Annotated in this window: 12 protein-coding genes; 8 read left to right on the plus strand and 4 right to left on the minus strand. The window is 69.6% G+C overall.

The window, feature by feature from the left end:
* Positions 1-100: 100 nt before the first annotated feature.
* Positions 101-808: a hypothetical protein gene (locus ACIQFZ_RS09545; RefSeq protein ID WP_402690960.1), complete on the minus strand. Its 708-nt coding sequence runs from the start codon at positions 806-808 to the stop codon at positions 101-103.
* A gap of 197 nt (positions 809-1,005) precedes the next feature.
* Here ACIQFZ_RS09545 and ACIQFZ_RS09550 point away from each other — a divergent pair, with 197 nt between their 5' ends.
* Together ACIQFZ_RS09550 and ACIQFZ_RS09555 are read left to right on the plus strand one after the other, a co-directional pair.
* The gene (locus ACIQFZ_RS09550; RefSeq protein ID WP_402690961.1) at positions 1,006-1,776 is read left to right on the plus strand and encodes an SDR family NAD(P)-dependent oxidoreductase; all 771 of its coding nucleotides are present in this window, start codon (positions 1,006-1,008) and stop codon (positions 1,774-1,776) included.
* Positions 1,777-2,078: 302 nt separating this feature from the next.
* Positions 2,079-3,269 carry an IS110 family transposase gene (locus tag ACIQFZ_RS09555; protein WP_402690962.1) on the plus strand — a complete coding sequence of 397 codons (1,191 nt, stop codon included), beginning with the start codon at positions 2,079-2,081 and terminating at the stop codon, positions 3,267-3,269.
* Between the two features lie 115 nt (positions 3,270-3,384).
* On the opposite strand, the gene ACIQFZ_RS09560 is transcribed toward ACIQFZ_RS09555, so the two are convergent.
* Positions 3,385-4,623 carry a serine/threonine-protein kinase gene (locus tag ACIQFZ_RS09560; RefSeq protein ID WP_402690963.1) on the minus strand — a complete coding sequence of 413 codons (1,239 nt, stop codon included), beginning with the start codon at positions 4,621-4,623 and terminating at the stop codon, positions 3,385-3,387.
* Between the two features lie 350 nt (positions 4,624-4,973).
* Between ACIQFZ_RS09560 and ACIQFZ_RS09565 the strand changes: the two genes are divergently transcribed.
* From ACIQFZ_RS09565 to ACIQFZ_RS09575, 3 genes are all read left to right on the plus strand, one after another.
* The gene (locus ACIQFZ_RS09565; protein ID WP_402690964.1) at positions 4,974-5,801 is read left to right on the plus strand and encodes a hypothetical protein; all 828 of its coding nucleotides are present in this window, start codon (positions 4,974-4,976) and stop codon (positions 5,799-5,801) included.
* A gap of 33 nt (positions 5,802-5,834) precedes the next feature.
* The gene (locus tag ACIQFZ_RS09570; protein WP_402690965.1) at positions 5,835-6,584 is read left to right on the plus strand and encodes a class I SAM-dependent methyltransferase; all 750 of its coding nucleotides are present in this window, start codon (positions 5,835-5,837) and stop codon (positions 6,582-6,584) included.
* Positions 6,585-6,760: 176 nt separating this feature from the next.
* Positions 6,761-6,961, plus strand: coding sequence for a hypothetical protein (locus ACIQFZ_RS09575; RefSeq protein ID WP_365429380.1), 201 nt, complete (start codon positions 6,761-6,763; stop codon positions 6,959-6,961).
* Between the two features lie 127 nt (positions 6,962-7,088).
* Here the strand turns inward: ACIQFZ_RS09575 and ACIQFZ_RS09580 are convergent, their stop codons facing one another.
* Positions 7,089-8,333 carry an MFS transporter gene (locus ACIQFZ_RS09580; RefSeq protein WP_402690966.1) on the minus strand — a complete coding sequence of 415 codons (1,245 nt, stop codon included), beginning with the start codon at positions 8,331-8,333 and terminating at the stop codon, positions 7,089-7,091.
* A gap of 228 nt (positions 8,334-8,561) precedes the next feature.
* Complete coding sequence (locus ACIQFZ_RS09585) at positions 8,562-9,584, minus strand: ADP-ribosylglycohydrolase family protein (RefSeq protein WP_376654393.1); 1,023 nt, start codon at positions 9,582-9,584, stop codon at positions 8,562-8,564.
* A gap of 168 nt (positions 9,585-9,752) precedes the next feature.
* Between ACIQFZ_RS09585 and ACIQFZ_RS09590 the strand changes: the two genes are divergently transcribed.
* The 3 genes from ACIQFZ_RS09590 to ACIQFZ_RS09600 all read left to right on the plus strand — a co-directional run bounded on the left by ACIQFZ_RS09590 (position 9,753) and on the right by ACIQFZ_RS09600 (position 12,355).
* Positions 9,753-10,370: a GNAT family N-acetyltransferase gene (locus tag ACIQFZ_RS09590; protein WP_402690967.1), complete on the plus strand. Its 618-nt coding sequence runs from the start codon at positions 9,753-9,755 to the stop codon at positions 10,368-10,370.
* 5 nt (positions 10,371-10,375) lie between these two features.
* Positions 10,376-10,759, plus strand: a complete 384-nt coding sequence (locus ACIQFZ_RS09595) for a VOC family protein (protein WP_402690968.1) — start codon at positions 10,376-10,378, stop codon at positions 10,757-10,759.
* A gap of 357 nt (positions 10,760-11,116) precedes the next feature.
* Positions 11,117-12,355 (plus strand): MFS transporter, encoded by a 1,239-nt coding sequence (locus tag ACIQFZ_RS09600; protein ID WP_402690969.1) that lies wholly within the window; start codon positions 11,117-11,119, stop codon positions 12,353-12,355.
* Positions 12,356-12,423: the final 68 nt, after the last annotated feature.

Genomic DNA, 12,423 nt, shown 5'->3' on the forward strand with positions numbered 1-12,423 from the left:
TCCCACGCATCATGGCCGGCCTGCGCAACCTCGCCATAGGCGTCCACCGCCAGGACGGCCACACCAACATCGCCGCCGCCCTACGCCACACCGCCCGCGACTACCGCAGACCCCTGACCGCCCTCGGCCTCACCGGATGAACCCGGACAGACCGCGCCCCCTCCCCTGTCTCCAGTTGGGCGACAATACTGACCCGGGTGTTCCGGGAGAACGGCGCCTGCTCGCCCACGCTGCACTCCTGGCCGTTTGCGTCGGCGAGTTTCGCGGGATCCGTCATCAGCCGGTCGAGGTCCTGCTGCGCAGGCAGCCCGCAGGCATCGGGCAGCGAGCGGAACGGTGCCGGCAGCGGTTCCGCGATCAACGCTCCGGAGGCGACCGTCAGCACTGCCAGCACGGTGGCCATCCCGATCAGTGTGGCCGGCACGCCGCCTGGCGCGCCGAAGCACCCATGACTGCGCCTGCTCGTGTCCGCGCCGCCACTCGCGCCCTGCGCCAGCCGGTCCCGCAGCTCGATGTGCCGGAGGCGGTACACACCACCCGACTGACGCAGCACCCCGCACGCGTGGGCGTCCTCCAAGAACGCCATGAGCTGCCGGGGCAGCCTGCCCGTGGCCCAGAAGTACAGGCGCGCGACGGTGAAGCCGCCCCAGGCGAATGCACCGAAGGAGTACAGCACCCAGGCGAGTGGCAGTCCGATGGCCAGAAGGAGCCAGTCGCGAGCGGAGACGACGTCCGCACCGGCGGACATCTGCCAGGCCGTGAGCATGGCGAGCAGCAGCACCAGCACAGCCAGGGGTGTTTCCTCCACTTCCTTTCTGACCGGTGCGAGCCAGCCGAGGGCCAGGACCCCGCGCCGGCCCGGAGTTAACGGCCTGCAAGCATGCGAGCTTCCCCAGTTTTGACAGTCGACTCCAGTACTCCTGCAGGTGGCGGCCCCGTCCCGTCGAACACTGCACCGTGCACTGGGCAAACGCGTCGACTCGTCCGTCTGTAGCATGACCCCTCATGACGCGCTTCCAAGATCGGGTAGCAATCGTCACGGGCGCCGGTGCCCCGGACGGAATCGGTGCCGCGGTTGCCAGGGCGCTTGTATCGCAGGGGGCCCGGGTTGTACTGGGTGCCACTTCCGAGCGGGTGCACGAGCGGGCGGCGGAACTGGGCGCGGATGCCGTCGGCGTCGTCGCCGACCTGACCGTCGACGGCGCCGCAGACGCCCTGGTACGGGCCGCATTGGACCGGTGGGGCCGCATCGACGTACTGGTGAACAACGCCGGCATGACATCCGTGGCCTCGGGCTGGGACGCCGACGACGACATCGCCACGCTGTCCCTGGCCGACTGGAACGCGGCGCTGACCCGCAACCTGACGACCGCCTTCTTGATGTGCCGAGCCGCAGTGCCAGTAATGGGAGCGGTCGGCTACGGACGCATCGTCTCGGTCGGCTCCACCACCGGCACGGTCAACGCGATGCCCGGCCAGGCCACCTACACCGCCTCGAAAGCGGGCCTGGTCGGACTGTCCAGGGCACTGGCCCTTGAGGTCATTCGAGACGGAATCACGGTGAACGTCGTGGCACCCGGCTACGTAGCGACCGGTTCCCAACTGGAATTCGAAGCGGCGGCCGCCGCGGCGGGCCCGATCGGCCGGAGCGGCACCCCGGAGGAAATCGCAGCCTGCGTGCTGTTCCTGGCGCACGAGTCGGCCTCGTTTGTCACGGGGTCGCTGCTCGTGGCGGACGGAGGACACAATCTCCCGGAGACCTGGCCAAGACCGTAATTCCCCGAACCGCACCCCGCCGCCCACCGGGCTGTGCAGGGAAGGGGGCCCGGCCCTCATAGGGTCCTACCTTCTTGAACGGGTTGGACGGGCCAGTCGTAAGGTCCAGAGGCCCAGAGACACCGGGTATGGCTCTCATAGGGTTGCCCGCGATGGTTCACCTGACCTGGCCGCCCGGCGTCTCACGACGACCCGGCCACTAATTAGGAGCTGCGGGCCCCTGCGGGTGCATCGCTGTGTAGGACCACGTCGGCGCGGTCGTTGTCGGCACGCACGTGTACATCGAACGACCGGAGGAACCCATGGCCCGAATCTGGGCGGGGACGGACATCGGCAAGACCCACCACCACGCCGTGGTGCTGGACAGCGAAGGCAACCGACTGCTGTCCCGGCGGGTGCTGAACGACGAGCCGGAACTGCTGGCCCTGCTCGCCGACGTCCTGGCCCTGGACGAGGACGTCGTCTGGGCGGTCGACGTCGCCGACGGCATGGCCGCCCTGTGGGTCAATACCCTGCTCAACCACGGCCAGCAGCTCGTCTACATACCCGGCCTCGCGGTCAACCGGGCCTCCGCCGGCTACCGGGGCACCGGCAAGACCGATGCCAAGGACGCCACCGTCATCGCCGACCAGGCCCGGATGCGCCGCGACCTGACCATCCTGCGACCAGAGGACGAGCAGGTCGTCGAGCTGCGCGTCCTCACCAACCGGCGGGCCGACCTCGTTGCCGACCGCACCCGGAAGATCAACCGTCTGCGCGGCCAACTCTCCAGCATCTTCCCCGCGTTGGAACGAGAGCTGGAGCTGGGCAACCTCGGCCCACTGACCCTGCTGAGCGGCTACCAGACCCCGGCCGCCCTGCGCCGACTCGGCCGCAGGCGTCTGGAGACCTGGCTGCGCAACCGCAAGGTCCGCGGCGCCGAAGCCCTGGCCGTCGCCGCCCTGGACGCGGCCGAGCGTCAGCACAACGCCCTGCCCGGGGAACAGATCACCGCCCAAGTGGTCCGCACCCTGGCCAAGGAGGTCCTGGAGCTGAGCAAGGAGATCGCCCAGATCGACAAGCACATCGAGGCCCGGTTCCGCGCCCACGACCTCGCCAAGGTCATCGGCAGCATGCCCGGCATCGGGCCGCTGCTGGGCGCGGAGTTCCTGGCCGCCACCGCCGGCGACCTTCGCCGCTTCGGCACCCCCGACCGGCTGGCCAGCCTCGCCGGCGTCGCTCCCGTGCCCCGCGACTCCGGCCGCGTCAGCGGCAATCTGCACCGGCCCCGCCGCTACGACCGCGGACTGCAGCGCGTCTTCTACACCTCCGCGCTCATCAGCATCCGCACCTGCGACGCCTCTCGCCGGTTCTATGAACGCAAGCGCGCCGAGGGCAAGCGGCACACCCAGGCCGTCCTCGCCCTGGCCCGGCGACGCGTGAACGTCCTGTGGGCCCTGATCCGTGACGGACGGTGCTACGACCCCGCCGTCCCCGTCACCTCTGCGGCTTGACAACCTCATTAGGAGGTCAGGTCACTCGCCAAGGATGCCGCCCAGGCGTTGTGCGCGATGCGGCCGTGGACCCGCGTTCGTTGAGCAGAGCGCAGGTGTCGCACCGTCAGCTCGCTCAGTCGTCCTCGTCCTGGTCCTCGTCGGTGGAGGGAGGCGGCTCGGGCGTGAGGGAGGTGGCTGGGGCCGTGCTCGGCTCCGGGGAGGAATGTGGCGGCGCCGGCGCGGGGCTTGTCGTACGGGTCGTCGGGTCGGCCTGAGGGATGTCCGCCGAGCTCCGCTCCGGTGAGAACAAGGTCACGCCGAGCAGCATCGCGGCCAGGAAGACCAGAGCGGCGGCGAGGGTACCCAGCAGCCTGGGCCGACGGCCGACGACGCGGCGGACCTCGCCGGCCCACTGCTGGCGGTCCCGGCGGCCGCGCCCGCCCGCGGGCACGGTGGCGGATGGGAGTACGTATGTGGTCGCTGGGCCGGGTTCGGGGAGCGGAGGGTCCTGGACGAAGGAGGCGACCGGAGTCGGGAGGGGGGAGGGCAATGGCTCGGGGTGGCCCTGCCAGGCGCCAGTAGCGAACCAGTCGGCCATCTGCTGGGCGGTGGGCCGGTCCTCGAGCTGCTTGGTGAGGAGGCCGAGCAGGTAGTTCTCGAAGGCGGGCGGGAGCACGATGCCAAGCTCACGGGGGGGTACGGGCGAGGCGTCAAGGTGCTGGTGGAGCATGGCAATGGCGGTGTCGGCCTGGAACGGCGTGCGTCCGGTGAGGAGCTGGTAGAGCACGCAGCCCAGAGAGTACATGTCGGAGGCGGGAACTGCGGGCTTGCCCAGGGCACGTTCGGGGGCGAGGTAGAGGCTGGTGCCGATGATCTGCCCGGTGGCGGTGAGGGCGGCGGCCGGGTCGTCGAGGAAACGGGCGATGCCGAAGTCGCCGATCTTGACGGTGCCGTCGGCGTCCAGGAGCAGGTTCGCGGGCTTGATGTCGCGGTGCACGATGCTCTGTTGATGGGCGGCGGCGAGTCCGGCCGCGGCCTGGGCGGCGATGCGGGCGACGCGCTCGGCGGGCAGGGGCGCGGTGGTGGACAGCAGGCCGGCGAGGCTGTCGCCGTCGACCAGCTCCATCACCAGGAACAGGCGGCCCTCCTGCTCGCCGAAGTCCAGCACGCTGACGACGTGGGGGTGGTTGAGGCGGCCGGCGGTCTGCGCTTCCAGGCGGAAGCGGGAGGCGGCCGTGGGGTCGGATTCCTGGGCGAGCAGGAGCTTGACGGCCACCGGTCTGCCGAGAGTTTCGTCGCTTCCCCGCCAGACCTCCCCCATCGCACCCCGCCCGATCGGGTCGTGCAGCCGGTACCGGCCCGCTATCAACATCTGTGTTTCATCCTTATGCCATGAGACGACCGCCGCAGGCCAGGGCAACACCCGCGCGAAAGCGGGTGAGGGTGGGGAAGCCGCAGCGGCCCACAGCGTATCTGCCTCCTGACAGACGGCATCGGCACACCGGCTGGCGTAGGGCGGCTCCGACTCATAGGAGCTGTGTCCCTCGGAGAGAGGCCTCTGATGAAGGCCGGACCGGACTTCTTGGGACTCGGCGGCCGACCCCGAGCGGGACCCGGTGCAGCAAACCCCGTAATCCGCGAGCAGCACACGGGGTGGGTGGCTGCGGCTGTGGCTACACTGATCGACGGCACGGGGGCGCTGCTGCAAAGGACTGGATCCGCATGGACAGGCTGCTGCCCGACCCCCGTGCGCCCGTCGGCTACCGGCGAGACGGCCGGCCCATCTTCCCCATCGTGGGCGCGGACCCCACCGACCCGTCCAACCAGCAGCTCCCGCCCGCCCCGAACCTGGCTGCGCCGCCGACGCTGGACCAGGAGGCGTTGACCCGACTGTTGGCCCGCGAGAAGCAGCAGGGCGGACGGGCCGCGGTCCGCGATCTCATCGAGCAGCTGGGGTTCACCAAGGCCGACGACCTAACCGCGTTCGTGCAGCAGCAGCGCGACGCCCAGACTGCGGCCCTGTCCGACCTGGAGCGGCGTGAGCAGGCCGCCGCCGACAAGGAGGCCGCCGCGGTCCAGCGTGAGGCGCAGGCTGTGGCCCGTGAGCGGGCCGCGGCACGCCGTGCTGTCCTCGTCGGGCTCGGCGCGACCGGCGCTGACCTGAAGGACGCCGAACTGCTCCTGGTCGTCAACGCCGACGCCGACGAGCAGGCCATCACCGAGGCTGCGGAGGCGTTGAAGACACGCAGGCCCGAGCTGTTCGGCGCCAGCTCGGCGCCGGTGCCGCCCGCTGCGCCTGCCCTTGTCAACAACGTGATCAGGGAAGTACGGGTCCGAGTACAGCTGCCTCAGAAACGCGTGTCCCGCCACTTGCTGATTTGTGATCGGCATAGCGCCCCCATCCCTGTAGAAGGACTGATCTGCCGATCATGCACCAGACCACTGACAAGACGCCGTCGCCCATGTATGCCCCGCGGCACGAGCGCAGGGCACCTTCCGGCAGTCGGTTCCGACGCGGACTTGAACGAGGGATGCCCCATTTTCGAGTGAGCCCGCGGGATGGGTGTGCGTAGGGTGGCGGGCGTGGATCCAGCTGACTTCTACTCCGGCATCGTCGCGGAGCTCTACCGACCGCTGAAGTCCGTCTCCCAGGACCCTGAGCCGTACGCCGCCTTCATTCGGCATGTCGGCGTGCCCGCATTGGAGTTGGGATGCGGGGACGGCGATCCCCTACTGGAACTGCGCCGACGCGGCCTGGAGGTCGAGGGCGTCGACTCCTCCGCGGACATGCTGGAGCGCCTCCGGCGCCGGGCGGATGAGCAAGGCCTCCCCGCCACCGTGTTTCACCAGCGCATGGAGGCCTTGAACCTGCCCCGCCGCTATCGGGCGATCTTCCTCGCCGGGCCGACCTTCACCCTGCTCCCGGACGACACCACCGCTCTGGCCGCCCTGCGCGGTATCCACGCTCACCTGGCGGACGACGGCGCCGCGCTGGTGCCCCTGTTCACCCCCGTACCGACCCCGGCCGACCAGATCGGCCGCGTGCGCACGGCCGTCGCACCCGACGGCGCCGAGCTTCGGGTGTCCGTCGTCGCCGAGCAACGCGATGAGACAGCTCGGACGCAGACGACGCTTCTGCTCTACGAACGCCACCACGGCTCCGACAGCAGCGTTGTGGAGCGCCCCTGGGTCTTGCACTGGTATTCCCGCGATGAGTTCGAGGAACTGGCTACGACCGCCGGCCTGACCGTGACCGCGGTCACCGATCCGCACGGCAAGCCTGCCCACGCCAACGCCACCGACCTCCATTTCCGGCTCCAAGTCGCCGCCTGAGCGTCTCTGCTCCGGTTACCCAGAGCCTTTTGACGCTTGGTCGGCGACGGGTGGTGAGCAGGCCGAGGTCGAGCAGGCTCTGTCCGCCGACGGTGACGGCGTCCTCGGTGGAGCGCGGAGCCCAGTCCAGCCGGTGGCGGGCCCGGCCGGCATCGATGTGGCGTACGACGCCGAGGTTGCCGCTCATCTCGCGCAGCGCCGGGACGACGAAGCCGCCCGCTCGCACCACGAGGCTGGGCAGGCGCCGCTCGGGTACCCGGCTCGCCTTCTCGCCCAGGCGTGAGCGCAACGTGGCGGCGATGTGGGCGAAGGGCACGGTCGCCGGCCGCGGCGATGAACCGCTGTCCGGCGGCCTCGGGCGCGGTGATGGCACGTAGATGCAGGTCGGCGACGTCCCGGACGTCGACCACGGCGGTGGACAGGTCGGGGATGCCGGGCATCCCGGGGTCCATCATGGCCTTGATCAGCTGCAACGAGCCTGACAGGGGCCGGCCCAGCGGCCTGTCATGTGAGGCTCGTAGCCTGTTTCCCTGTGTTCTGGGGTGCGTTCTCGCGGTGCGGAAGCAACAGCGGAGTCGTCAGGAGGAGCACTCCGGCGGCGGCGATCGCGATGCGGGGGCTGGTGACGGCGGCAAGCAGACCCCACACGGCGGTCAGGACCGCAATGGCGGCGCTGCTGCTGACCGACCACGCGGCCAGGGTGCGGGCGACCCGGTCCGGGTCGGTGTGGTGGAGCCGGTGGGTGGCCAGCACCGGGTTGAACACCCCGCAGCAGGTCACAAGTCCGAGTTGAACGGCCATGACGAGCACCATCCCGGAGACGCCGGGTTGGACGAAGGTCAATCCGACAGGCCAGCACGCACGCAGTACCCCGAAGGTCAGCATCACCCTGCGCTGCCCGGACCGCGCCACGAGTCGGCGCGCCAGGCGTGAGCCGACGAGGCCACCGACGCAAGGGACCGCGAACACCAGACCGTACTGCCAGGGTGTGAACCCGAGGCGGCCCAGGAGAAGTACGGCGAGCAGCGGTTCGGAGGCCATGATCAGGCCGTTGACCGCGATCGTGTTGAAGAACAGCGGGCGCAGTGCGGGGTGGGCAAGGATGTGACGCCATCCTTCGAGCAGATCGCCGGCTCGCAGCCGCGGTGCGACGGTCCGCGCGGGGCGCGGTTCCGTCCCTCCGATGGCGCGGATGCCGAGCGCCGAGAGCAGGTAGCTGACCGCATCGGTCATCACGGTCGTCACCGGACCGAACAGCCCGATCGCGGCTCCGCCGAGCGGTGGTCCGACCATGGTCGCCGTCCACGTCGTGGACTCGAACCGGCTGTTCGCGACGAGCAGGTCCTGCGGCGGCAGGAGCGCCTTCAGATACGCACCGCTGGCCGCGGTGAAGGCGATGTTGGCCGCGCCGACGACGACGGAAACGACGAGGAGCTGGGCGAAGCTGAGCCGACCGAGCGCGAACGCCGCAGGGACGCTCATCAGAGCCGCGAACCGGATCAGGTCCATCGCGATCATGACGGGCCGCTTACGGCGGAACTCCACCCACGGACCGAGCGGCACCGCCAGTACGGCTCCCACGGCCCGCCCCGCGGCAGACAGCGCCGCCACCTGGGTCGGACCGGAGTGCAGCACGAGGACCGCGATCATGGGAAACGCACCGAACCCGAGCCCGGTGCCGTACGAGCTGACCGCGTACGCCGCCCACAACCACCCGAACCGCCGCCCCAGCCCCCGCCTACCTGCCATGCCCGAAGCGCCTCTCGCCGATCTGAACAACCACACGCTGACCATCGGCATCAAAGCGAGTAGCGGACGGCGGGATCAAACAACCGATCGGCGGGGAGGCCACAACCATTCGTTGTACGAATAGCCTGACTGGTGGGGATCTCGATGCTGTGCGTACCTTCCTGGCCGCCATGGATCGGGCGACGGCTCGCCCGGCTGTCTTGCTGCGCGACTTCCTGACGACCCTCCCTAGGCGTCCCAGAGTTCTCCCAGGGCCAGCAGCTCGGCCCGGTACTCGATCCGGTCGGCCCACTGAGCGGGCCAGGCGTCCGCGCCCAGCCAGGCGCCCGCGAAGGCGCCGGTGAGGCAGGCGATCGAGTCCGAGTCGCCGGAGGAGCAGGCGGCTCGGCGCAGGGCGGTGACAGGCTCGTCGGGGAAGATCAGGAAGCACAACAGGCCGGTGGCGAAGGCCTCTTCGGCGATCCAGCCCGCACCGGTGGCCAGGCACGGGTCGGTCTCCGGTGAGACGGTGCGCACGGCCTCCTGGAGCCGGTCGAGGACCTCCAGACACTCGTCCCAGCCGCGCGCGATGAAGTGCTCGGGGGTCGGGTCCTGTGAGCGGGTCCACAGGTCACCGAGCCAGGTGTGGTGGTAGCGGGTGCGGTTGTCGTAGGCGTACGACCGCAGTCGGCCGACGAGTCCCACGGGGTCGGCGCCCTGGGCGAGCAGGTGCACTGCGCGGGCGGTGAGGTCCGAGGCCGCCAGGGCCGTCGGGTGGCCGTGGGTGAGCGCGGACTGCAACTGGGCGGCACCGGCGCGCTGTTCGTCGCTGAGTGCGGGCGCGAGCCCCATGGGGGCCACGCGCATGTTGGCGCCACAGCCCTTGGAACCGATCTGGCTGGCCTCCTGCCAGGCCCGTCCGTCCACCTTCAGCCGATGGCAGGCGGTCATGCAGGTCCTGCCCGGGGCCCGGTTGTTCTCCGGCGACTGGTACCAGTCGACGAACTCCTCGCGCAGCGGCCGCTCCAGTCGCGTCGGGGTGAGCATGCCGCGGTCCATGGCGGTCCTGAGCGCGTGTCCGAGGGCGAGGGTCATCTGTGTGTCGTCGGAGACGAACGCGCGCTTCGGCAGCTCCATCTCCCGCCAGGGACCGCACTTGGCGAGGATCGAGGGCACGTCGTTGAACTCGGTCGGGAAGCCGAGGGCGTCCCCGAGGGCGAGCCCGATCAGCGCTCCGGTCGCGGCACGCTTGCACACCGTCGTCGTGGTCATACAGAAGCCCCTTCCCCCACTTATCGTCAATACGACAATAAGCGCGAGGAGGGGCTCCTCACAACCTCCCGACCCGACCGGCTATCGATGGGCTGTGGCCTGTGCGGTGACTCACTGGCGGATGTCGGCAGCCACTGCGTCTCGGCGGTGGCCTCCCCGTAGCCGACGATGCCCGCGCCGGCCACAGCGCAGAACGCCGCGGCCACAGCGGCTTCCCGCGACCAGTCCGAGGAACCAGTTCCCCTCCACCACGGCAACCGCCTGACCACCGATGCAGGGCACCGCCGCGACGGCCGACAACTGCCATCCCAACCTCACGAAAACTCCTTCGCCGCGTCCCCGGCCGGAGCGCCGCGGCTGCCTGGTGCGACCTGGTTTGATCGTTCTTGCTGGGGCGGCCCCTACAACGCCGAATCCAAGCTTCTGTCGTTCGGGCATGCCTTCGACGATCTGGGGCTGGCCAGAATCGCCTTGCGCACCGACAACCTCAACGTGCGGCCCCAGCAGGCCCTGACGCGGCTGGCGCTGGTGTACGAAGGGACGCTGCGCAGCCACAAGGTGCGCCAGGACGGCACCCGCCGTGACTCGCCCTACTACAGCGTGCTCGCGGATGAGTGGCCATCCTTGCGCGACAAGCTGCTCACCAGGTCGCGGTCAAAGCCACCGTCTGATCGCGCAGTTGCCTGTCACGGGGCGAGGAGGACTCGCTTATCGCTCGGCGTCGTAGGTGAACTCGTCCAGCCTGAAAACGCGATCGCGTGGCGCGTCGCCCTCTACATACACTGACGGGCATGGCATGCCGCATCAGTGAGTTGGTCATCGACGCCGCCGACCCCGACCGGCTGGCCGCATTCTGGAGCGAGGTCCTCGGGTACGTGGAACTCGGCCGGGAAGACGACGGAAGCATCGAGATCGGGCCGCCCGACACCGGCTTCGGTGGCCCGCAGCCCACCCTCGTCCTCAGCCCCAGCAGCAACCCTCGAACCGGGAAGCTCCCACTCCACATCGACGTCAACCCCACCGACCGCGACCAGGACGCCGAGCTGGAGCGGCTGCTCGCTCTCGGCGCCAGGCCCGTCGACGTCGGCCAGACCGGCGCCGAGAACTGGCACGTCCTGGCCGACCCGGAGGGCAACGAGTTCTGCCTCCTGCACACTAGGCTCCAGCCCCTCTGACCACGTGCGTGCTGGCGCCAAGCCGCTCGGACCTTCGAGTGAGACCGGGGATTGCCCGTCGGTGTCAGTGCCCGAGCTTGTACTTGAGTTCCGCCTTGCTCATCGACGGGCGGCGGCGCATGTTGAGGCGGCGCGCCTACGCGTAGCGCTGGTCGCAGGTGGGACTGTTGGCACCAGAGTGAGAGCGCCGACCGCTCCGTTCTACTGGAGGACATGTCGCAGGTGGACGCGCGGCTCGCGGACACATCGTCGGCGATCCCTGGAACCACCCAGCAAAAGCACACCTCTTGCTATTGCGAGTAAGTTGCAACAAGCTGGTCGGGTCCTTACCTCCTGCCTGTGACGTGGAGCTTTGTCATGCCCCGCCTGATGCCGGATAGCGGACCGCAGCGTGTCCTCGCGGCCTCGAACTTCGTCTACACCGTCGGCAGCGGCCTCTATCTGACCGCCGGGGTGCTGTACTTCACGCGGGCGGTTCACCTTCCGGCAGACGAGGTGGGGGTCGGGCTCGGCATCGCCGGTCTCGTCGCGCTGGCCCTGGGCGTCGCGGTCGGTCATCTGGCGGACAGGCACGGAGCACGCGGCGTCTACGCGGCCACCCTTATGATCCAGGCGCTGGCCACAGCAGGCTTCGTACTGGTGGACAGCTTCTGGCCGTTCGTCCTCGCGGTCTGCGCCGCCGCCGGGGCGAAGGCAGCCGGAATAGCCGCCCGCAGCCCTCTCATCAGGCACTACGGAGGAGATCGGCCGCAGGAGTTCCGGGCATACCTCCGCGCGGTGACCAACGTCGGGATCTCCCTCGGTGCCGTGGGCGCGGGATGGGTTGTCCAAGCGGGCACCCTTAACGCCTATCAGCTCATGGTCGTCGGCAACGCGGTCGCCTTCGCGGTCTCGGCGGCGCTCCTGGTCTTCCTCCCGCCGATCGCGACTGTCCCCACCCCCGGCGGCCTACGCTGGATCGCCCTCCGGGATCGCCCTTACCTGCTGTTGACCGCCCTCGACGGCATCATGGCCATCCAGTTCAAGGTGCTCACCGTGGCCATCCCGCTCTGGCTGGTCGGCGCCACCACCGCACCGCACTGGCTCATCTCGGGCACCACGCTCACCGGCACCGTCATCGTTGTCGCATTCCAGGTACGAGCCAGCCGCAACGTCGACTCCCCCACATCCGGCGGAAACGCCTACCGCCGTGCAGGCATCGCCTTTCTCATCTCATGCTCGATCATCTCGCTGTCCGCGGGAATCCCGGCGTGGGCCGCCGCTACTCTGCTCATCATCGCAGTGGTGATCCACACGGTCGGCGAACTGTGGCACTCCGCCGCCGGCTTCGAAGTGTCTTTCGCCCTCGCCCCACCACACGCCACCGGCCAGTACCTGGGCGTGTTCGGCCTGGGTGCCGGACTGGCCGAGGCTGTCGGGCCGGGACTGCTCATCGCCCTCTGCATCACCTGGGGCCGCCCCGGATGGTATGTCGTCGGAGCCCTGTTCGTCCTGACAGGCCTGGCGGCCCCACTCGCCGTCCGCCGGGCACAAAGTCACCCAAACCGTGGGCAGACGAGGGCCGTTGAAGCAACGGAAAAGACGCCAGCCGCCTGAACAGCCCCGCTGTCCTGGAGGGACCTGCTCGGGTGGATCGTCTTGCGTGACGCAAGTACAACTGACGG

This window comes from Streptomyces sp. NPDC093064, from assembly GCF_044754605.1.
In the GTDB taxonomy this organism is placed as follows: domain Bacteria; phylum Actinomycetota; class Actinomycetes; order Streptomycetales; family Streptomycetaceae; genus Streptomyces.